The 21,920-nt window shown below is 31.8% G+C and carries 17 protein-coding genes and 1 riboswitch; of the genes, 3 read left to right on the forward strand and 14 right to left on the reverse strand.

The window, feature by feature from the left end:
* Window positions 1–475: 475 nt before the first annotated feature.
* Window positions 476–1,642, reverse strand: a complete 1,167-nt coding sequence (locus tag CLMAG_RS14895; protein ID WP_066623974.1) for a phosphoglycerate dehydrogenase — start codon at window positions 1,640–1,642, stop codon at window positions 476–478.
* Between the two features lie 295 nt (window positions 1,643–1,937).
* Here CLMAG_RS14895 and CLMAG_RS14900 point away from each other — a divergent pair, with 295 nt between their 5' ends.
* Window positions 1,938–3,494, forward strand: a complete 1,557-nt coding sequence (locus CLMAG_RS14900; protein WP_066623976.1) for a hypothetical protein — start codon at window positions 1,938–1,940, stop codon at window positions 3,492–3,494.
* A gap of 72 nt (window positions 3,495–3,566) precedes the next feature.
* Here CLMAG_RS14900 and CLMAG_RS14905 read toward each other — a convergent pair whose 3' ends face one another.
* From CLMAG_RS14905 to CLMAG_RS14950, 10 genes are all read right to left on the reverse strand, one after another.
* Entirely contained in the window at window positions 3,567–4,178 is a 612-nt protein-coding gene (locus CLMAG_RS14905; protein ID WP_066623978.1) for an acetate uptake transporter, read from the reverse strand.
* A 305-nt stretch (window positions 4,179–4,483) separates the two neighbouring features.
* Window positions 4,484–4,765, reverse strand: a complete 282-nt coding sequence (locus CLMAG_RS14910) for a Fe-only nitrogenase accessory AnfO family protein (protein ID WP_066623980.1) — start codon at window positions 4,763–4,765, stop codon at window positions 4,484–4,486.
* Between the two features lie 91 nt (window positions 4,766–4,856).
* On the reverse strand, window positions 4,857–6,170 hold the full coding sequence (locus CLMAG_RS14915) for an ATP-binding protein (protein ID WP_066623983.1): 1,314 nt from the start codon (window positions 6,168–6,170) through the stop codon (window positions 4,857–4,859).
* 319 nt (window positions 6,171–6,489) lie between these two features.
* The gene (locus CLMAG_RS14920) at window positions 6,490–8,190 is read right to left on the reverse strand and encodes a sulfate adenylyltransferase subunit 1 (protein WP_066623985.1); all 1,701 of its coding nucleotides are present in this window, start codon (window positions 8,188–8,190) and stop codon (window positions 6,490–6,492) included.
* Between the two features lies 1 nt (window position 8,191).
* On the reverse strand, window positions 8,192–9,091 hold the full coding sequence (cysD, locus tag CLMAG_RS14925) for a sulfate adenylyltransferase subunit CysD (RefSeq protein WP_066623987.1): 900 nt from the start codon (window positions 9,089–9,091) through the stop codon (window positions 8,192–8,194).
* A 121-nt stretch (window positions 9,092–9,212) separates the two neighbouring features.
* Window positions 9,213–9,527: a 4Fe-4S dicluster domain-containing protein gene (locus CLMAG_RS14930; protein WP_066623989.1), complete on the reverse strand. Its 315-nt coding sequence runs from the start codon at window positions 9,525–9,527 to the stop codon at window positions 9,213–9,215.
* Complete coding sequence (locus tag CLMAG_RS14935; RefSeq protein WP_066623990.1) at window positions 9,511–11,217, reverse strand: adenylyl-sulfate reductase subunit alpha; 1,707 nt, start codon at window positions 11,215–11,217, stop codon at window positions 9,511–9,513. The genes CLMAG_RS14930 and CLMAG_RS14935 overlap by 17 nt, the downstream gene beginning before the upstream one ends.
* Before the next feature lie 59 nt (window positions 11,218–11,276).
* On the reverse strand, window positions 11,277–11,984 hold the full coding sequence (locus CLMAG_RS14940; protein ID WP_242873040.1) for an ABC transporter permease: 708 nt from the start codon (window positions 11,982–11,984) through the stop codon (window positions 11,277–11,279).
* On the reverse strand, window positions 11,956–12,795 hold the full coding sequence (locus CLMAG_RS14945) for an ABC transporter ATP-binding protein (protein WP_066623991.1): 840 nt from the start codon (window positions 12,793–12,795) through the stop codon (window positions 11,956–11,958). Before CLMAG_RS14945 ends, CLMAG_RS14940 begins: the two co-directional genes overlap by 29 nt.
* A 121-nt stretch (window positions 12,796–12,916) precedes the next feature.
* Window positions 12,917–14,560, reverse strand: coding sequence for a nitrite/sulfite reductase (locus CLMAG_RS14950; protein ID WP_082831948.1), 1,644 nt, complete (start codon window positions 14,558–14,560; stop codon window positions 12,917–12,919).
* Between the two features lie 140 nt (window positions 14,561–14,700).
* Window positions 14,701–14,814, reverse strand: a riboswitch (SAM riboswitch).
* A gap of 393 nt (window positions 14,815–15,207) precedes the next feature.
* Between CLMAG_RS14950 and CLMAG_RS14955 the strand changes: the two genes are divergently transcribed.
* Window positions 15,208–16,347 carry a cysteine desulfurase family protein gene (locus CLMAG_RS14955; protein WP_066623992.1) on the forward strand — a complete coding sequence of 380 codons (1,140 nt, stop codon included), beginning with the start codon at window positions 15,208–15,210 and terminating at the stop codon, window positions 16,345–16,347.
* Window positions 16,344–17,489: a tRNA uracil 4-sulfurtransferase ThiI gene (gene thiI, locus CLMAG_RS14960; RefSeq protein ID WP_066623994.1), complete on the forward strand. Its 1,146-nt coding sequence runs from the start codon at window positions 16,344–16,346 to the stop codon at window positions 17,487–17,489. The genes CLMAG_RS14955 and thiI overlap by 4 nt, the downstream gene beginning before the upstream one ends.
* Window positions 17,490–17,611: 122 nt before the next feature.
* Here thiI and CLMAG_RS14965 read toward each other — a convergent pair whose 3' ends face one another.
* From CLMAG_RS14965 to nuoB, 3 genes are all read right to left on the reverse strand, one after another.
* On the reverse strand, window positions 17,612–19,327 hold the full coding sequence (locus CLMAG_RS14965; RefSeq protein WP_066623995.1) for a methyl-accepting chemotaxis protein: 1,716 nt from the start codon (window positions 19,325–19,327) through the stop codon (window positions 17,612–17,614).
* Between the two features lie 187 nt (window positions 19,328–19,514).
* Window positions 19,515–20,939 carry a sensor histidine kinase gene (locus tag CLMAG_RS14970; protein ID WP_066623996.1) on the reverse strand — a complete coding sequence of 475 codons (1,425 nt, stop codon included), beginning with the start codon at window positions 20,937–20,939 and terminating at the stop codon, window positions 19,515–19,517.
* Between the two features lie 268 nt (window positions 20,940–21,207).
* The gene (gene nuoB / locus CLMAG_RS14975) at window positions 21,208–21,912 is read right to left on the reverse strand and encodes an NADH-quinone oxidoreductase subunit NuoB (protein WP_066623998.1); all 705 of its coding nucleotides are present in this window, start codon (window positions 21,910–21,912) and stop codon (window positions 21,208–21,210) included.
* Window positions 21,913–21,920: the final 8 nt, after the last annotated feature.

Raw genomic sequence — 21,920 nt, forward strand, 5'->3', positions numbered from 1 at the left:
TCAATACATGCTCTATTTTGCAATTGCATTCTTATTAATTTTTATTTAATTTGATTTTTTCATAATCATTTACTGATAAAACCTTATTTCTTATTTGAAACGATAATTTCTCACTCATTCATTTTATCTAATTTTAAATTAATGTAAAGATAACAATGCGACAATCAAATCATTATAAATAGCACCATTAATAACCACATTTTATCTTAATGCCCCTTAAGAATATGAAGTGTAAACTTGAATCAGATGGGGTTTGAGACCCTACCTGATTCTTAGTTGAACGAATCCAGGGACATAGCCGCTCGCAACGTACACTTTGAAGAAGATGGGAGTATTAGAGCGGGTAGTCATCGGATAAAATTAGACCTATATAAAAAAACACCACTGCCTGCAATGGTCACTTAAGCCACCTGCAGACAATGGTTTATATATGTTTATTGTTCATATATATAATCAATCAGATTAAAGCCAGTAGTTATGGAATAAATCTTACCATCCTTACTCCCTCAATTGCCTTAATTTTTTCCAGTACTCCTTCTGTTACTTCTCCTTCAACATCAATTATATTGTATCCAATGTTGCCCTTATGTCTATTTATCATATCAGAAATATTGATTTTATTTCCAGCTAATATGGTGGTTATCTGTCCAACCATGTTAGGAACATTAAGATTAGCAACTAGAAGTCTTGGATTACCCGAGTGACTAAGTTCACAATCTGGAAAATTCACTGAATTCTTTATATTCCCTCTCTCAAGGAAGTTTTTAAGCTCCTCTACTGCCATAGTTGCACAGTTTTCTTCTGATTCCGGAGTTGACGCGCCCAAATGAGGAATTGTAATAACATTCTCATTATCTAATAATTCATCATCCGGAAAATCTGTAACATAGCAACTTACTGTACCATCTTCTATTGCTTCAAGCAAATCATTGTTTACAACTAGTCCACCTCTTGCCATGTTTATTATCTTTATTCCCTTTTTCATAAGCGCAAACTTTTCTTTGTTAAGCATACCTTTTGTATTAGCATTTAGCGGAACATGAATAGTAATATAATCTGATACTGCAAGCAAGTTATCAAGATTTGTCTCCTTTTCTACGTTTCGTGAAAGTCTCCAAGCTTGATCTACAGATATGAAAGGATCATATCCTATTACTTCCATACCAAGTGCTATAGCATCATTAGCAACCATTGCACCTATAGCTCCAAGACCTATAATTCCAAGTTTTTTCCCCTTGATTTCTGGACCTTCAAAGTTAGACTTACCTTTTTCTATTAATTTTGGAACCTCTTCACCTTTTCCTTTAAGAGACTTGGCCCAACTTATTCCTTTATTAATCTTTCTTGAAGAAAGAAAAAGAGAGGTTAAAACAAGTTCTTTAACACCATTTGCATTAGCACCAGGAGTATTAAAAACAACAATTCCCTGTTCAGAACATCTGTCTACTGGTATATTGTTAACCCCAGCACCAGCCCTTGCAATTGCTTTAATGCTTTGAGGAAGCTCACTATTAAGTAAGTTATAGCTTCTTAGTATGATTCCATCAGGATTGTCGAAATGTTCCCCAATTTCATACAAATCCTTTGACATTACATCAAGTTTTTCCTGTGAAACATTGTTGTACTTTTGAATTTTATACATTTAATTGCCCCCTAATTTAATATGTGTGTAACAAATTTCTTTCTATTTTACCACAAAACTTGAGTGTTTACAAAATTTAAATAAAAAACTTTGAAAAACTTTTTTAAAATTATGTTCATAGATTTAATTATTATTATTATTAGCTTGCTTATTGATATTTGTTTCAGTTCAATATTGCTTTGTTATTAATAATGAGTATATAATTTTAATAATATAAACTTAAGATTCTTAAAACAAATGAAGATTTGACATGTATCTCCAAACTTACTTTTAGATTAAAGGATGTGTTTTTCAAATGGAATATACTGAAGAAACTCTAGATACAATGTACATGAATATTGAAAACTTTTCAAAAGTAATAGGTTTAAAGTGGAACATACCTTCTGATATTTTAATAAACTATATTTTTGCTAATATAAGCATTGCACTAGTTGTTAACAACCAAATGATAAGGGACGTAAATAATCTATATACCTCAGATAGTTTAAAATACTATAATGCTGCTAAAAACTCTACATGTATAAATCATGTTATCATGAAACAAGGCACATTAGAGCAGGAGATTCACGCGAGAAAAGTATTAGGCATCCTTTTAGTTTCAGAGATAGATGCTAATTTAAGAAACAATATGATTAAGCTCCTTAGAAAGTATTATCCTGCAGTTTATAATTCTGTTAAAAAGCATGATAAAAGGGAGCTTGCTAAAAAATATTCTCAAATGGATAAGACAAATAGAATAATATTTTCAAGATTATACGGTGCAATATATTTCTATTTAGGAATGTATCGCTCTGCTGAGTTAGTAGATCAAGGCTTTCTCATATCAATTATTGAGGATTTAAAGCACTTTGAATTTAGTAGTTTTATAACAAGAAACATCGACGAAGAATTAAAGGGCTATAAGGATAAAATACAGGAAATTAAGACACTATTGCATAAAGAGTATGGCAAGATATATAGTTATAAGGATCTTCAAGATAGCAATAATAAGGATGTAGAGAACTTCAGGGATATATTAAAAAACTTATTCTTTGCTAATAAACTAGATCCAAATTATATTTTTTATAATTACAATTTTCTAAATATCGATGAAATAATCCTTTCCTACATAAAGAAATCCAATAATAAGCTGGATTCCAAAGCCATACTTCAAACCCTTGTAAATGGTATTTTTACAAAGTCCTTAATTGATCAATATAAAAAAGCAAGAGTCTTATACTTTGAAAATAACGAAGACACTTTACTCTTTAAAATAAACTCTCTTGAGGAAAAGCTTCATGATGTTATAGAAGAAAATACAGAACTTAAAGCCAAATTAAACTCACTTGAGCAAGAAAAAATTTTATTTAATGAAAGTTTAAATAATCAAATAAATAAAATAAGCAAAAACCATAAATCCGAATTAAATATCACACAAAATAAAATCAAGTCGTTGGAAATTCAATTATCAGAAGAACGAAAGTATAGATGTGAATTAAATGCTTTAAGAGAATATATTTTTCAAGTACAAAATGACTATATTCCAAAAGTTTCTGATAAAACATTAGAATATTATGTTACTAATAAAAAGGTGTTAATTATAGGTGGCTCTAAAAAGTGGCGAAGAAAATTTAGAGAAAAATATCCTCAAATAAGACCCCTAAATGGATTTAACGAAAATTTTGAAATTGATATTTTAAACAATACTGATTTTATATTTTTCTATACTGGTTTTATGAATCATGCAACTTATAATCGAGCTATGAGTTTTGTTAGGACAAATCAAATTCAATTCAGTTATATTGGAAAAACAAATATGAATCTTGTAGAAAAAGAAATCATTGAAGAATTTGAAAAATTACTATCAAAGTAAGTAAAAAACGGAACTTATATTTTAAAGTTCCGTTTAAAGTTGCAGTATATTCACTCTTGCGTAATATTCAATTTACTTCTTGAAAATTCCAAATGGTTTCCCAACTGGTAAGAAAACTCTTCCGAAATGTTTATTTAAAACTGAAGCTGCTGACCCATAAAATGAAAATATCGCTATACCTAGTTCTGAATATGCTGCAAGTTGATGTGTAGCATGTTCAGCTATCCCAAAAGTGCTTAATGTTAAACCTATAAATAAAAAGTCTATTAGTACAAAAATAACAAATAATACCTTATGTGTTTCCATTGCTCCAATTGTCATAAAAACACTAAAAATTAAATACCCAAGAAAAGCAAATGCAAGCTGTTTGTCATCAACAACAGCTAATTGTTTTCCAAATACGCCCATCTTAAATAACCATGAAGTCGCAACAGCCATCCAGAAGAATGCATATCCACCAAATGCAGTTGTTCCAAATGTATTTTCATGCTTTGAATCATTAATGCATGCAAATAACTGAGCAAATGCACCTAAGAAAACTGCCCATGGAATTACAAAAGATAAGCCAGTAGTAATCCCTAATTTTTGTGATGATGCTACTAAGGTAACCATGGCTAGTCCAAATAATCCTAACGCAGAAGGATCTGCACTTGCAATTTTTATAGTTTGTTTTTCATTGTTCATAAAAGTCCTCCTAAAATATTATTCCTATATACAAAAAAAATATCATAAAAACTGTATTTAGTCAATTTTTTTAAAGATAATCTGTATTTTAACAATGTTTTTTGCTATAGTTTTATTATAATTCCTTTTTATTCACTAAATCGTTTAATATATCCTAAAAATTCAAAATTTTTATAAATAATGACCGAATATATAAAAGCAGCTCTACTTATTGTTTATTTCTGTTGATGTAAATAAACAATAAATAGAGCTTGATATTAAGTATTCCTTTTCATACAAATTCCAAATAAAAGATACTGTTTGTATTAGATTTGATAATCTATGGGATATACTTTTACCTTAAATCCTGTTTCCTCTATAGGCTCGCTGTAAAATTGCAAATTTAACTGTTTAAGTTCCATACCAAACCATGGTGGAATATGATCACAAGTTATCTCTAATTCTTTAAAAACAGTATTATGAAAAAATGGCAATAGTACTTGCTTGGATGTGATTTTCTCATTATTCTCAGTAATGATTCTTAAATCAATATAATAACTCCCATCATCTCCATTTTTAATAGGCTTAAGTATAGTTTCATTATTCATAGCACTATTTTATTTATCAGAATATATTACTAAACTGATAAAACTTACCTCCTTTTCATTATTTGAGTACAAACTCTATTGTTACATATTCTTAATTTAATTGACCTTCTAACCAATCCACAAACTGTTTTGCAGTTCTAGGAGAACGTCCATTATATCTCATTTCCCATACTAGTGCCTGCTTCTTAAGCTGCTCTTTTTCTATTATTAAGCCCCTATTTCTAACCATACCTTCTACGATTTCTAAGTATTTATTTTGATCTGGAGACAAGAATGTCACTGTAATTCCAAATCTATCTGCAAGTGATAATTTTTCCTGCATTGCATCAGAACTATGTATTTCATCTTCTCTGCCACTATGGGTTTCTTTTATAAGATGTCTTCTATTTGATGTTGCATATATGATTAAATTCTTAGGTGTACTTTCTAATCCACCTTCTAAAACAGCCTTAAGGGCCGTATAATTCTCTTCGTTGTCTTCAAAGGCTAAATCATCAATGAATACAATAAACTTTAGAGAACTGTTCTTAATAGCTCTTATTACCTCAGAAAAATCAGAAACAAAAGCTTTTTGTAATTCAATAATTCTTAAACCTTGATCGCAATATTCATTTAGCAAGGCCTTTACCGTTGAGGATTTACCAGTCCCTCTATCACCATATAGGAGTATATTATTTGCTGAATTGCCTTTTAAAAAGCTAAGGGTATTTTCTACAATAATTTTACGTTCAAAATTATACTCTATTAAATCACTGATTCTTATAGGATCTGGAGCATCAATACCTTTTAATCTTCCAATGCTATTTTGTTTTTCCCATACAAATCCCTTATATTTTGCAAAGATTCCAGTTCCATTTTCTTTATAGAAATCTGCTAATTTTTCGATACATAAATTCCAGTCTTCCGATGTGTTAAATTCTTCAAATATACTATTAATTTTAGAATTACTGCTTATATAATCTTTAAAATCCCATACTGGAAGAGCCATTACTACATTAATCTCATAATCCCAATGTAGATTGGTCTCTTTTAAATAGCTTTTTATATCCTCCGCTGAAAGTGATGCAATCCTTTGAAGGCATAATAAATCGTTAACCACAGCATTTTTTATACAATTATTTATACTACTAAATTCTTTTATCTCAGCTGCTTTTGAAAATACGTTAGTATCAAAGAGAATACAGTTTATTATGTAGCTTTTAAATGTATTTGTAGAATTGCTATTTATTAAGCAATAATAAAAATCATTATATTTATTGATAATAGTACTAATCTCTTTTTCCTGACTTAATAGATATGTAAGTAAACCATTAAGCTCATTTAACACCTTATCTTGTAATAGCCCCCTATAAGTGCTTAAAGAATCTAATGCAATTTTTGCATTAATTATTTTGTTTTTAGTCATAAAAACCACCCCAATTTTTCTTTTAGTTAAATATATCAATTTGTGTGTATATTTTTAAAATTATAACATACTTTTTCTAAATTGATAATAGAGGTATCTTATTGTCTGAACTTGAGATTGAGTTTTTCTAATAGATTAGCTAAAAAAATCAAAGACTGATTTTACTAATTTGTATAATCGGCCTTTAGATATTAATATTATTGAATTTGAGTCTGTTCTTTTTCTTTTATATCAGAAAGTTGACCTACTAAAAAGATAGGTCAACTTTCTGTTCTGTTTATCTATAATTATGATAATGCTAATCTTATACTTTCAGTAATTATATTACCCAGTAATTGCTATGAAATATTACTCTTCTATAAGTTTCTAAGCTAAGCCATTTATTCAAGAACTCTATTTCATTTTCTTCATTCATTTTCTTATATTCATTTAAGAACTCTGAAATTTCCTCAGCTGAGTTCACCTTTACAGCAAAACCTCTGCCGTTAACAACTGGCACTCCTGCATATTCATATCCGTCAATTGATTGAATATCAATAATTTTCTTATCACGAACTTTGATAGCTACCCAGTCACGAAGAACTAAAATATCAATATTTTCTGGATACTTATAGCTCTCACCTTTAACTGGAATTTCATCTCCCACTGTATAGGTATGTCCTATTGACTTATACTTTGATAGAGATAAACTTTCTGTGTTATAATAAAACTCTTCAAAAATATCTCCTCTTGCTTGTAGATCATTATACTCAAAAGCAACGTTATCCTTCTTGTTTTCGCTATTGAATATATCTTCTACAACACCGCAGGCTGATGTCATATTAGTAATACGATCGATTAATATAAGTTCTCCAAGAGTTTTATGAACATTAAACTTATCAACTACAATCTTTTGAGAAAGTGAAATATCACAAACTGCTATTTCATTTTTCTTTAAAAATCCGGTTGCTAAATGCTCTCCAGTATTTACATCAATTTTATATTTTACTTCTGTAACAACACCTGGCAGCATCTTTGTTCCAATCTTTACAAAGTAATCCTTACCTGGAGTTAACTCAGAATCATCCATCCAAAGAATTGTTGCAGTAATTAAATTGCTAGCTACAAGCTTTGTATCCTTTGTAAGTACACATCCTCTAGATACATCCACTTCCTTATTAAGCTGTATTGTGACAGGTTGATCTTTTCCTGCACTTTCTACATTCTTATCTGTTAAATGAATGCTTTTAACTAATGCTTTTTCATTGCTTGGAAGTGTTGTTATTTCATCTCCTACTGCAATACTACCAGCTTCAATCTGTCCTTGAAAACCTCTGAAGGTATGATTTGGTCTACATACTCTCTGCACTGGCATATAGAAACCTTCTTCCTCAGAAGTACTTTCAACATCTACATTTTCAAGATAAGTTAAAATAGGTTCTCCTGTATACCATGGTATATTTTCTGACTTCTTCGTAACATTATCTCCTTCTGTAGCAGATACAGGAATAATTGCAATATTTTCTAATGAGAGTTCTTTCTCTAATTCCTTAATTTGTTCTTCAATTTTTAGGAATCTTTCCTGATCAAATCCTATTAAATCCATCTTATTCACAGCAAATACAAGATGTTTGATACCCATTAAAGAACAAATTCTTGCATGTCTTCTTGTTTGAACAAGCACCCCTTGTTTTGCATCAATAAGTATAATGGCAAGATCTGCAAAGGATGCACCAACTGCCATATTTCTAGTATACTCTTCGTGACCTGGTGTATCAGCTACGATAAAGCTTCGTCTATCTGTTGTAAAATAACGATATGCAACATCGATGGTAATACCCTGTTCACGCTCTGCCATAAGACCATCCAATAATAAAGAATAATCAATGGCTCCCTCACGGCTACCAACCTTGCTATCTAACTCCAAAGCCTTTTCCTGATCTGCAAATAGAAGCTTTGCATCATATAAAATATGTCCTATAAGAGTGGATTTTCCGTCATCCACACTACCACATGTTATAAACTTTAATAAGCTCTTCATATTAGAAATACCCCTCTCTCTTTCTTCTCTCCATGCTGCCCACTTCTTCAGTATCAATAACACGGGTGGTTCTCTCAGATGATACTGCACTCAATGTTTCTTCAATTATCTCATCTAAAGTTACAGCATCTGACTCCATACCTCCTGTAAGAGGATAACATCCTAAAGTTCTAAAACGAACTTTTTTGTGTTCAACCTTCTCTCCTGGTAATAACTTCATTCTATCATCGTCTACCATAATAATATTGCCATCTCTATACACTACTGGACGTACTTTTGCAGAATATAATGATACAATATCAATATTTTCCCTTTTAATATATTGCCAAATATCTCTTTCAGTCCAGTTTGAAATAGGGAACACTCTCATGCTCTCGCCTTTATGAATTCTAGTGTTATACAGTTTCCACATTTCTGGTCTCTGATTTTTAGGATCCCATGCTTGCGCCTCATTACGGAAAGAAAAAATTCTTTCCTTTGCACGTGACTTTTCTTCATCACGACGTCCTCCGCCGAAGGCTGCAGTAAATCCATATTTTTTTAGCCCTTGTTTTAAAGCCTGTGTCTTCAGAATATCTGTATAAGCTGACCCATGATCAAAGGGATTAATTCCTTGTTTTAAAGCCTCTTCATTACTATGAACGATCATTTCTATTCCCAATTCTTTTGCTCTTCTGTCACGAAACTCTGTCATTTCTTTAAACTTCCATGTAGTGTCTATGTGCATGAAAGGAAATGGTGGTTTCTCCGGATAAAATGCTTTCATAGCAAGGTGTAACATAACAGAACTGTCTTTTCCTATTGAATATAACATTACTGGTTTTTCACATTCAGCAGCTACTTCGCGAATAATATATATTGCTTCTGCTTCTAATTTATCAAGATGTGATAATTCACTCATTATTAATTCCTCCTATTTTTGCAGACTTTGCTTATTATATAACTTATAAATATACTGTCTAACATTTTTAAAGTTTTATTTGCCTATGATTTTTTACAATTCCACATGGCTAAAGCCTTTTTTAATATTTATTGGAATCCTTGCGGTTTACATCAATGGTCTGTACAGATCCATTACTTTTTTCAATATTCCAATGGACAATATCCCCTTCCGTATCAACAGTCAGGCGGCTTCCTCTTCCTCCAATATCTGCTCCTAAGAAGAATGAAATTGCACACTTTTTACACTCTTTTATACAAGAACTGCAACCCCAGCAGTCTTTTGGATATTTTATATAGGCTTTTCCATCCTTATCTAACTTTATAAGACTTCCTGGGCAGACTGACAAACATTTTTTACAGCCCACACATTTATCTTTATTAATTGATATGCTCATATGTTTCACCTCTTCCTACTAAATCTCTGAATAAGATAGTAAGTTTTCCATCCACAATCTTTGAATTAACATACTTGAGCCATTCATCACTCTTCTTTGGATAATCCAAATTCTCTGCAAAACTATGCCACCTAGTTTCTTTTCTTGCCCTTAAATGAGCAATTACCGACTTACAAAGAGTTAATCTTTCTTTTAGTTCATATACAAACATCAATTCATGCATATCTCCTGCATGAAGATTATTGCTTAGCTCTATAATCTGTTCAATTTTTTCATCTGCTAGTGCAAGCTGTTTTTCGTTAAATTGATAATTAGTTCCAATTCCTCCTGCATAGGCATCCATTACCTTCTGCATAGCTTCCTCTAGTTCTTCAGCAGAAAACATAGTGTTTTCCAAATTTAATACCTTTTCCACTTCTTCTCTCTTTGACTTAATTAATAAGTCTTGCTCTGTCTGTGATAAAATAACAGTATTATGTTTATTCTTTTCTATCCCTTCTACTGCAGCCTTTGCAGCAATTTCACCCTCTACTAATGCACCTGTTACATATTTTTGTGGACAGCCACCAGCCACATCGCCTGCAGCGAAAAGGCCTTTAATTGTGGTTTCTCTTTTCGTATCAACCCAATATCCACTTGCAGTGTGACCACCTACTATATATGGCTCTGTTCCTTCGATCTCTACATTTTGTTCACTTGGATTTTTGCCTGCCTCTACCCACTTAAGAGTTTGACTCGGCGCCATATTCAAGTATGCTTTTTTAAGTTCTTCATCCTGTGCAGCACTAATTCCCTCTGTTCTTAAGTAACAAGGTCCTCTTCCATCTTGATTTTCCTTTACTGTTCCATAAACTCTTTCAGAAGTAGTAAGACCATATTTTGTCTCATAAACCTCTCCTTTTGAGTTTATCTGCTTTGCCCCTACTCCCTGTGCGATAGTTCCAGTAGGTGCTATTGTGTCCTTACATCTTAATGCAATAAATCGCATTTCAAAAGTAGTCATCTCCGCACCAGCACGGATTCCCATAGCATAACCTGCCCCAGTATTAAAAGGAGGATACCACATCTTGTGTCTAGAAACCCCCGGGTTATTAGGTCTGTACAACCCTGCTGCACCACCAGTGGCACATATCACTTTTTTTGCTCTGATTTCATAAAGAGTTTCCTCTTCTACGCCAACTGCAAAGGCTCCTAGTATCTGGTTGTCTTTTACAATATAATCAATTACATTCACTTGATTCATAACTGTTACATCAGAAAGAGCTTTCACTGCATCTGCTAAAATAGGTTTTATATTTTCTCCGTTTATTTTAATATTTCTGTTTCCTCTAGCTACGTAATCGCCATTTTCATCCTTTAAAATAACAAGGCCTAAGTCTTCCATCTTTTTTGTTACTCTGTTTAGTCCTTCAGACATAGTAAGAAGCAAATCTTCTCTTACAATGTTATCGGCATCCTTTTTGGCATAATCTACATAATCTTGAGGTGTTCTGCCTTTTACAATGTAAGCATTAATTGCGTTAACTCCAGCTGCCAGACAGCCGCTTCTCTTGATGTTTGCTTTTTCAACAATTAATACAGAAGCATCTGAATGTTCCCTTATGGTTAGGGCAGCATAACATCCTGCTGTGCCTCCGCCAATAATTAATATATCTGTTTCTAACTGTTTTACTTGTATTTTCTTTTTCATATGGCACTCCTTTTCAGATAAATATTACTAAATATCGATTAGATTTAAAATAACTCTTATTACGCCTTTCCAAATCCATATTTACGATTTATCGCAGATTCTATTTTTTCAAATACTAACTTATCAATTAAAAATCCTAGTAAAAGAATCACTACCATTATTGCAACAATTTGATTTATATCGTTGTATTTCTTACCTTCAGTTAATATTTGTCCTAGACCATTCATTGAAGAAGCTATCATTTCCCCTGCTATTAGGCCTCTCCATGCAAATGCCCAACCTTGTCTTACTCCTGCCAAGATCACGGGAATAGACTCTGGAAAAATCACTTCCTTATATAGAGCAAACCCTCTAGCTCCTGCCATTTCTGCAACTCTAATATATAAAGGTGTAAAATTTTTGATGCCACTTTCTATTGCCATTGACACTGCAAAAACTGACCCTATAATTATTACAAATAATATAGCTTTTTCATTTAGCCCAAACCATAAAACTGCAAAAGGTACCCAGCACACATTAGGCATACTTTGTAGGCCTCCAATAAACTTACCTAAACTGTCTCTGGTGTTTTTCAGCTTTACCATAAGAAGTCCTATAAGTGATCCCAGAATAAGAGATATTATAAAACCTGCTACAAGTCTCCTTAAGCTTATAAGTACTGCAACTATTAAGGTATTATTTGCTGTAAGTTTAAGAAGGCTTTTATAGACATTGACCGGCGATGGAAAGCTACCTAGCTTAGAGGCCAATACCCATATTACTATCATTATCGTATAGAATAGAATCTTGTTCCAGATCCCATCCTTCATCGAACTCTGCTCTTGCAACTTCTTCCACCTCCTTTTTAAATTCTTTCATAATTGATGAAACCATATAGGTTACATCAACGTTGTCTATCCTTCTAGGTCTCGCTAACTGTATTCTAAATTCTTTCTTTTCAGAATCTGGACTTGCTGGCATTAAAATAACTCTATCAGCCAAAAGTACTGCTTCTTCAATACTATGAGTTATAAATACTATAGTCTTTTTAGTATTCCACCATATTTTCTGAGTTTCTGTTCGAAGGATATCCCTTGTTTGACTATCAAGAGCTGAAAAAGGTTCGTCCATAAGAAGTATGTTCGAATCTAAGCAAAGTGCTCTAGCAATAGATACCCTTTGCTTCATTCCTCCGGAAAGTTCACTAATAAAAGCGTCCTTAAACTTAGTAAGATTCATCATTTTTAAGTATTTAAGAGCCTTTTCTCTTCTTTCATTTTTAGGAACTCCAGCTACCTTCATTCCGAATTCCACATTATCTATAACTTTTAACCATGGAAAAAGTGCGTTTTCTTGGAATACCACAGCTCTATCTGGTCCTGGTGAACTTACTTCTTTTCCATCCAAAACAACTCTTCCACTGCTAGGTTTTTCAAACCCAGCTATAATATTCAAAAGAGTAGATTTACCACAGCCTGAAGGACCTAAAACACATACAAATTCTCCGTCATTTACGGTTAAATCTATGCTTCTAAGTATTTCTAGCTCTGTATTATCTTTTTTATATTTTTTACTTATGCCTTCGATTACTAAACTCAAGGCCCATCCCCCTCTTCAATATTTGTTTAATTCCACTTTACATAGTATCTATAAAAGTACTCTAGAAATAAATTTATTTGTCTTTGATATGTTTTCTGGTTCTTGGATAATCCCCTTAAATTTATTTACCTACTGAGAACTTGTCCTCCGAATCGAAATCATAATATAAGCCAGGATTCTCGCTGAAGCTTTCTAAAGTAGCATACTTACTTATTAAAGCTTTTACTTCCGAGGATTTATTTTTTATAAATTCTTCAAAGTCCACATATCCTGACTCTCTTTTTAAAAGGGCTAATTCTAATAAAAATTTAGAAATTTTCTTAGCTGGAATGTCTCCATATACTTCTCCAAGCTTTGCTACACCAGCTCCTACTTTTCCTCCAAAGGACACAGCATAAGTTGGGATAAGGCCATCTTCAGTACGTTTTGCTTTTCCACTGAATCCAATTAAGCCTTTTTGATGTTGTCCACAAGAGTTCGGACATCCTGATATAAACACTCTTGGTAATTCACCTTCTAGTCTTTCTTCATGCTTCTTAAAGTTTTCATTTATATCAATTAGAAGTCCCTGTGAGTTACAAATACCTAAATTGCAAATTCTTGGTCCTGCACAAGTAATTGAGTTATCAAAATTATTGTTTGAGGAAAACTTAGAAACTATATCCGCTAAGGTCTGTAAGTCTTTTTCTTTTAAGTCTCTCACAAATACTCCTTGAGTAAGTGTTAATCTTATAGATACTTCATAATCTAAATCAGTTAGGAAATTCAAAATCTCATCTAAATTATTAGTACTGATATTACCGTTTTGCGGGTGAATATATAAAGAGTAGTATCCCTCTTGTTTTTGTGGTACCACTATATTTTTATATTTCTCATCAACTGTAACTTTTTTATCTTCAATCCCCTTTTCTTGTTCTTCCTTTAACTCTATCTTAACATCTAGTTTTTGTTCACTTTTCACTTTTGCAAGTTGATTTTTAAATAATTCAATAAAGGCTTCTTCACCTAATCTGTGTACTACAAATCTTAGTCTAGCCTTGTGTCTGTTAATTCTATCTCCTTCTTTTTCAAATACTTCCTTCATTGCCTGTACATAGTATACTACCTCACTAGCTTCGATGAAGTCTGATAAAGTTAGAGCTGCTCTGGCTCTTCCACCTAAACCACCGCCGCCATATACTTCAAATCCTTTTTTACCATCAACTATTTTAGCAATAAAGCCTATATCAGATATAGTAGCATTAGCAGTATCTTCAGGACTATTAGAAAAAGCCACTTTAAATTTTCTTGGAAGACTCATATTAGCCGGATCACTCATAAGATGATTTGTAACTTCCTTAACATATGGTGTTACATCAAAGATATCATCTTCAGATACTCCTGAAAGTGGAGAACAAGCTACATTTCTTACAGTATTTCCACCTGCTCCTTTTGTAGTTAATCCAACTTTTATTAAATCTTCTAATACATTATTTAGATCATCAATTTCCACTGAATGAAACTGAACATCTTGCCTTGTTGTAAAGTGTATTCTATTTTTAGCGTATTTTTTAGCAATTTCACTTATAGCCTTAAATTGATCTAATGTTACAGTTCCTCCTGGGTTTCTTGGTCTCACCATATATGTACCAGTCAATCTCTCCTCATAAATTCCCATAGATGCACCAAAAGGTTTAAAGGCCTCTAACTTTCCTTCTTTATACAGTTGTAAGTTTTCTCTAAAGTTCTCTATACTTTGTTGTATTTGTTCTGTAATCTCTATCATTATTTTTCCCCTTTCAAAATCTAAACTAAATATATTATTAATATTTTGCTGAAGAACCTATAATAAAAAGCTGTTTTCCTTGTATAAGAAAAACAGCCTAAAATTTAAGTTCAAATTAATTTATCTTAAATTCAACCTTTTTCTTATCTTCCAGAATAAATAATATTCTGCAGGAATTGACACCGCTACATTCGAATGAGAATGCCGGTTGTCGGGCTTCATAGGGCCAGTCCCTCCACCACTCTTGATAATCAAATCCTAGTATTTTAATATGTTATATATGATATATTGGATATATATGAATTATAATTGTCTGCCATTGATTTGTCAATAGACTTTTTAAAACATTTATAGTTTAATGAAATTTCTTGACAATATTCGCATACTAGTTTATAATTCTTCTGATAATTTATCCGATAACTAACTGCCACTAATTTGCCATTTCTATAAGAACTGGGGAATTAAAACTCTAATTTACTTTAGTAAATAGAGTTGTTGTACATATCTAAGTGGCACTAAGTTCCTGGATTCGTTTAACTAAGAATTAGATGTGAAACTCTCATCTAATTCAAGTTTCACATCATAAAACTTATCTGAAACATAGGAATTTAATTGTTTCATTAACTTTATTAAGGAAGTGTTAAATTATGGATGTTTATTTTGATAATAGTGCCACTACAAGGGTTTACGATGAAGTTATAGATATCATGAGTGATATAATGAAAAATTATTATGGTAATCCCTCTTCTGCTCACTCACTTGGGGTGAAGGCAGAAGGAAAATTAAAAGAGAGCAGAAAAATTTTTGCAGATATATTAAATTGCAGCGAAGGAGAAATAATTTTTACCTCAGGGGGTAGCGAAAGTAATAACTTTTTAATAAAGGGATTTATAAGACCAGGACTTCATATGATTACTACTAGAATTGAACATCCAAGTGTAGCAGGCGTATATAGCTACTTGGAGAAGCAAGGCATAGAAGTTACCTATCTAGATGTCAATAAGTACGGTCAAATCAACTTAGAACAACTAAAGCAATCCATAAAAAAAGAAACTGCACTTGTAAGCATTATGCATGTGAACAATGAATTTGGTGCTATTCAAAATCTAGAGGCGATAGGAATATTAATAAAAGAAAATAGCAGCAGAGCAAAATTCCATGTTGACGCAGTGCAAAGCTTTGGCAAACTAAAAATAGATGTACAGAAATATAAAATAGACTTGCTTTCAGCCAGTGGACATAAAATTCATGGACCAAGAGGTATTGGATTTGCTTATGTTAGAAAGGACTTAAGGCCTGAGCCTCTGATACATGGAGGTGGCCAGGAAAGTAACTTCAGATCTGGTACAGAAAATTTAGCTGCTATTTGTGGATTTGCTTTTGCAGCTAATAAAATATATAAAAATCTTGAAGAAAACTATAAAAAGATACATAATCTTAAAGAATATTTTATCCAAAGATTATCATCAATAGATAATGTATTGATTAATAGTCCTTCTCAGCCTGAGTTTATACCAAACATATTAAATGTATCTTTTCCGGGAGTAAAAGGAGAAGTTTTAATTCATGCTTTGGAGGATAAAGGTATATTTGCTTCTACAGGTTCTGCCTGTTCTTCAAAAAAACTTAGTCATAGTTCCCTACTTCCACTGATAGGTCTAAGTAAAAAAGAGGCTGAGGGTACTATAAGATTTAGTTTTAATGAATTAAATACTGAAGAAGAAGTAAACTATGTTATTGAGAACCTAAATAAATCATTAACATTTTTAAGGAGATTGAGTAAATGAAAGAGCTTCTAATGGTTAAATATGCACCTGAAATTTTTTTAAAGGGATTAAATAAAGGCAGTTTTGAAAGAAAATTAAAAAAGAATATAGAAAAAGTTTTAGCAGATGTGAAGTATGAATTAATAACAGATTCTGGACGATGGTTCATATATTCTGAGAACTTAGAAAAGGTAGTTGAAAAGGTAAAAAAAGTATTTGGTATTGCAGAGGTATGTGTTGTATCGCAAATTGAAAGAGATTTCAATTTAATTTGTGAAGAGGCCCTTAGACAGATTTCTGACAGTGGATACAAAACTTTCAAAGTAGAAACTAACAGAGCTAACAAAAGCTTTCCTGGTACATCACAAGAAATAAGCTCAAAGCTTGGAGCCTATATTCTTAGTAACATTGAGAATATACAAGTGGATGTACATAATCCTGAATGTATATTAAACGTAGAAATAAGGGAAGATGCATATGTATATTCAAAAAGAAATAAAGCAGTAGGCGGAATGCCTTACGAGACTAACGGAAGTACCCTTCTACTGTTGTCTGGTGGTATCGACTCTCCTGTAGCAGGTTACTTAATGGCTAGAAGAGGCGTAAAAATAAATGCAGTCTACTTCCATAGTCATCCATATACCTCTGAAAGAGCAAAAGATAAAGTTAAAGAACTAGCAAGATTATTGAAAGAATATACTGGTTCCTTGAGATTATTTATCGTTCCTTTTACTGACATTCAGATGGAGATAATTGAGAAATGTCCTGATGATGAGCTTACTATTATTATGAGAAGATTCATGGCGGCTATAGCCAACAACCTTGCAGAAAAACATAAAATTCAATCTCTAACTACCGGTGAAAGCATTGGTCAGGTTGCTAGCCAAACTATGGAAGGTCTTGTTGTAAGTTCAGATGCAGCGAGTATTCCTATTTTCAGACCTCTTATAGCAATGGATAAAGTTGATATTATGGATATAGCAAGACAAATTGGTACTTATGAGACTTCCATCCTTCCTTATGAGGATTGCTGCACTATATTTGTGCCAAAACATCCTAAGACAAAACCTATATTAGGACTTATAAAGAATTCTGAATCCAAATTAGATGTAGAAAAACTTATTAATGATTCTGTTGAAAATGCTGAAATAATTGATATTTAGACATATCAGTTAATTGTATACTACACATTACAAAAGCCTGTATTCTAATTAAAAGAATACAGGCTTTTTATTTGTATAACAAGTTTTACAAAGTATTAATTATTATGGAAGATTACTATATTCTAAACTTTAAATCTATGAGCCATTTGAGTAAGCTTCTCTGATAATTCTGAAGTACTTTGGGCTTGTTTTGCAACCTCTTCTGCTGCTGCAGTTGCTTGAGATATACTTCCCAATATTTCTTCTGAATTTCCCACTGACTGCTGTGTTGTTGCAGATACACTCATTATTGAAGCATTCATCTCTGATACACTATTTGAAATTGTATTTGATGATAGTGACATCTCTTTTGACATTTGACTTAGAAATTCTGCATCTTGCTGATATTGCTGTCCTACTGACTTTAACATTTCATAGTCTGGTTTAACCTGAATATCTACAAATTTTAATACATCATTGCTATTAACCACCAAGTTTTTAATAGCATCTCTCACATCTACTATTGTTTTTCTTATTTTTGTTACTGCATCTGCAGATTGTTCTGCTAATTTTCTTACTTCTTCAGCTACTACGGCAAATCCCTTGCCTGCTTCACCTGCTCTAGCAGCCTCTATTGAAGCATTAAGTGCTAATAAATTAGTCTGTTCCGCTATTTCGCCTATAACTTCAGCCATTTTACCTATTTCTACTACTATTTTTGTATCATATATTGCCTTCTTAATCTTGGCTTCCTTTTCCTCATAAAGCTTTGTCGCAGTAATTGATGATTCCTCTGCTTTATTCTTTACGTTTATTGCTCGTTCCATAATTTTTGTAGAAGCCTTGTCCCCATTTACAGCTCTGTCCGCCAACTTATTTGTAAGCTCCCCTATTTCTTCTGATGTTTCACTTAACCCTTCTGTTGAAGAACTTAACTCTGTATTCCCTTGAACAATTCCCTGAGTAGATTGCTTTATATTTTCCATTGTTGCAGAAACTTCTTCCATAGTAGCCGTAAGCTCTTCACTTGCCGCACTCATGTCCTGCATTCCATTTATAAGTTCTGAAACAAGCTCTCTCATATTGCTTGTAGCAACATTTAAAGATCTTCCCATTTGTCCAATTTCATCTTCGGTTGTTATCTTTACTTCTTGTGTTAAATCTCCTTGAGCCAAGTTCTCAGCATAACTTGTTATATCAGATATTCTCCTTTTAAGCCATTTTGTAAATACAAAACCTAGTATAGTCATAATTAAAGCTACAATTACAATAATTGCAGTATATAATTTAGTAGTACTTTCGAAAACTTCACCGCTTGAATTAAAACTATTCTCAGCAGATTTAACATTGTCTTCTATTAACATATTTATGCTATCATCTAACTCTTCTTTTAATGGAAAATATTCTCCATTATATAACTTAATAGCTTCTTCATAATTCCCCTCTTTGGCACTGCTTACTATTTTTTCTCTTACATCTCTGTATTTAGTTAGTATTATTTTTGCTTTACCATAATATTCCTCTTCCTTTTGACTTGAATGTGGTATTTTCTCATATTCACTAAGAAGCTGATTATTAGTATCAGTAATCTTTTTTAATTCTTCTTCCGTACTGATAACATCATATTTAAAATTACTATTAATAATGTGTTCCATATTCCTTAGTGTTTTGTTAACATTGCTTTGAAAAGGATATAATTTTTCTAAGGCTAGCAAATTAACATTGTAAATTTTTTCCGCATTATTATTCATGGTATTCATATTTAACAAGCTAACAATACCTACAAGGATTAAAAATAATACACTAATTGTAATTGTTGCAAATAATTTTTGAGATATTTTCATTTTTTTTAACACCATTAACCACCCGTCTCCATATAAATTGTTTAAATTTATCATATTATAATCATATTATAACTTATTTTGTAGAATTTTTCTATAAAACACAACATCTTCTGGACAAGTGACTAACTAAAATCATTTCTCTTCAACATTCGGTACTTATGAATATTTTAATATTATAAGAAAATTAAGTTAAGGATCATAACTATACAAAATAAATATCAGAGAATTCGATTTTAGTTTTTTCTACATTACCATTTATTCCACTATTTTCATGATTGTATGTATTAGAGTCGTTTTCTATAAGCCTAATAGGTAGCCTAATTATGAATTCACTTCCAATACCCAGTTCACTTATTACACTAATTTCGCCTTCATGCATTTTCACCAGGGATTTTACAAGAGATAAACCAATTCCACTGCCCTCTGCATGTCTTCTAAATGAAGCATCTACTTGTGTAAATGTATCAAAGATTTTTTCAAGCATATCCTCTGGAATACCTACTCCTGTATCTTTTACTGAAATTAGTAAATGTTCCTCTTTCTCGTATATATTTACATTTATTCTTCCTCCAGCCTTCGTAAATTTAAGTGAGTTTGACAATAGATTTAACATGATTCTTTCAAGTTTTTCTGAATCAAATGCAGCTATTTTTTCCTCTATCTCCGTGTCAAAAACAATATCAATATTTTTTAGGCTTGCATATTCAACTACAGATAAAGTAATATCTTCAATGACTTTTATAATATTATCATTTTTTAAATTTAAACAAAAAAAACCTAATTCTATTTTATTCATATCTATTACATTATTAATCAGCCTAATCAATCTAAAGCAATTTTGCTTCATTATATTTGAATATTTAAAAAATGCTCCAGCCATAGGCATAGTTGAACTATCCATATGAGAACTTTCTAATAGCTGCAAAGAACTATATATAATATTAATTGGTGTCTTTAATTCATGAGATATAATTGAAAAAAGCTGGGTTTTTAAATTATTATATTTATTAGATTCTTCTAATAATAAATTTTTCTTTATTACCTCAATCTCTAAATTTTTAGATATTTTCTTCAGTTTTAATTCCTCATAGCCTATTTTTGACAGAGCATTTGCAATTATAAATAACACCTCTGCTGCAGCTTTTACATTTTTTTCTGCAACAATTTTCACTTTTTTTAATGCTTCTATGCATTCACCTTCATTGACCCCTATTTCTTCTGCAATTTTCTTGAACTCTGAGTCTATAGGAGGTAATGTTAATATTTGTCCACCTAAAATTGTTCCTATTTGTTTTCCATCCACTAATATAGGTGCTGCAAAATCAATTAATCCTGCATGACATTTATATATGTACGGTTTTCCACGTTTTGCAGCTTCTTCCCCACCTTTTCTATGAGATTCAGCGCATCTATTCTCGCCTACGAGGGTAGCATGCATAAAATTCATACAAAAATCTGTATAAGCGCTAGGTCTAGTTACTGGATTTCCATTAATATCTACAGTTACACTAGCAATATTCATGCTCTCTGCAAAGTTATCCTGAAAGTTTTGCAGTACATTGATATCGATAACATCCTTTATTTCAAGTGAATCTACATCGATGTAGCTATTAGAATTTATAGTCATAGTTTTAGCTCCTCCATGCTTTTATTATACTTTCACAAGGTTCTCCAAAATAATTGTTATTTATCCTAAAATCACCAAATTATATGTAATTATTTTACACTAAATTTCCAATAACTACAATCCATTTTGCGCGATTAAAATTAATTATTTATTTTAATCACGCAAAATGGATGTCTAAAATGAATTCTAATGAAAGATTTGAACTTTAATTTTCATAATTAAAAGAAGCACAATGAATTTCAATTATATTCATTGTGCTTTTACTGTATTATATTCTGTTCATTAACTTCAACATTCCATAGATAATGCTTTGTGGCGACGGTGGACATCCTGGTATTACAAGATCTACAGGAATTATTTTATTTAAGCTCTCATAATTTCCGTATCCCTCTTTAAATACTCCTCCGTTATGAGCACAGCTTCCTACAGCAATAACAATTCTTGGCTCTGGCATAGCATAATAGGTTTTAAGTAATGCCTCTTTCATATTAATTGAAACAGGCCCCGTAACCACAATTCCATCACAATGTCTTGGAGATGCTGCAAAGTTAATACCATATCTTGATAATGAATAATAGTTATTTTGCGATGCTGAAAGTTCAAGCATACAAGCATTACAGGAGCCTGTATCAACAGACCTTAACATAAGTGATCTGCTAAATCTTTTATAAATCTTTTTTTTAAGCTCATCCCCTTCAGCCGCCATTTCTGCAAGTTTGTAATCACTGCTCATAGTTAGTGCCTTAGAAGTACAGTTATCTATGCATTCTCTACAATATATACATTTTTTATTATCTATACTTATCTTATCCGTAAATTTAATAGCATCTGTTATACACTCTTTTACACAGTCTCTACAGCCTGTGCACTTATTTTCATCAACAATAATTTTTCCATAGGAATTACTGTTATTATTGAGAGGGTTTTTAATAGTTTCACTTCTATATTTAAATCTATCTATTAAAATTTTCATATCCATAC

The sequence above is a fragment of the Clostridium magnum DSM 2767 genome (assembly GCF_001623875.1).
In the GTDB taxonomy this organism is placed as follows: domain Bacteria; phylum Bacillota; class Clostridia; order Clostridiales; family Clostridiaceae; genus Clostridium_AM; species Clostridium_AM magnum.

What these genes read in the sequence shown, in the direction of transcription:
- CLMAG_RS14895 (WP_066623974.1), bottom strand. Translation starts at nt 1,642, where the DNA reads ATGTATAAAATTCAAAAGTACAACAATGTTTCACAGGAAAAACTTGAT.
- CLMAG_RS14900 (WP_066623976.1), top strand. Translation starts at nt 1,938, where the DNA reads ATGGAATATACTGAAGAAACTCTAGATACAATGTACATGAATATTGAA.
- CLMAG_RS14905 (WP_066623978.1), bottom strand. Translation starts at nt 4,178, where the DNA reads ATGAACAATGAAAAACAAACTATAAAAATTGCAAGTGCAGATCCTTCT.
- CLMAG_RS14910 (WP_066623980.1), bottom strand. Translation starts at nt 4,765, where the DNA reads ATGAATAATGAAACTATACTTAAGCCTATTAAAAATGGAGATGATGGG.
- CLMAG_RS14915 (WP_066623983.1), bottom strand. Translation starts at nt 6,170, where the DNA reads ATGACTAAAAACAAAATAATTAATGCAAAAATTGCATTAGATTCTTTA.
- CLMAG_RS14920 (WP_066623985.1), bottom strand. Translation starts at nt 8,190, where the DNA reads ATGAAGAGCTTATTAAAGTTTATAACATGTGGTAGTGTGGATGACGGA.
- cysD (WP_066623987.1), bottom strand. Translation starts at nt 9,091, where the DNA reads ATGAGTGAATTATCACATCTTGATAAATTAGAAGCAGAAGCAATATAT.
- CLMAG_RS14930 (WP_066623989.1), bottom strand. Translation starts at nt 9,527, where the DNA reads ATGAGCATATCAATTAATAAAGATAAATGTGTGGGCTGTAAAAAATGT.
- CLMAG_RS14935 (WP_066623990.1), bottom strand. Translation starts at nt 11,217, where the DNA reads ATGAAAAAGAAAATACAAGTAAAACAGTTAGAAACAGATATATTAATT.
- CLMAG_RS14940 (WP_242873040.1), bottom strand. Translation starts at nt 11,984, where the DNA reads ATGATAGTAATATGGGTATTGGCCTCTAAGCTAGGTAGCTTTCCATCG.
- CLMAG_RS14950 (WP_082831948.1), bottom strand. Translation starts at nt 14,560, where the DNA reads ATGATAGAGATTACAGAACAAATACAACAAAGTATAGAGAACTTTAGA.
- CLMAG_RS14955 (WP_066623992.1), top strand. Translation starts at nt 15,208, where the DNA reads ATGGATGTTTATTTTGATAATAGTGCCACTACAAGGGTTTACGATGAA.
- thiI (WP_066623994.1), top strand. Translation starts at nt 16,344, where the DNA reads ATGAAAGAGCTTCTAATGGTTAAATATGCACCTGAAATTTTTTTAAAG.
- CLMAG_RS14965 (WP_066623995.1), bottom strand. Translation starts at nt 19,327, where the DNA reads ATGGTGTTAAAAAAAATGAAAATATCTCAAAAATTATTTGCAACAATT.
- CLMAG_RS14970 (WP_066623996.1), bottom strand. Translation starts at nt 20,939, where the DNA reads ATGACTATAAATTCTAATAGCTACATCGATGTAGATTCACTTGAAATA.
- nuoB (WP_066623998.1), bottom strand. Translation starts at nt 21,912, where the DNA reads ATGAAAATTTTAATAGATAGATTTAAATATAGAAGTGAAACTATTAAA.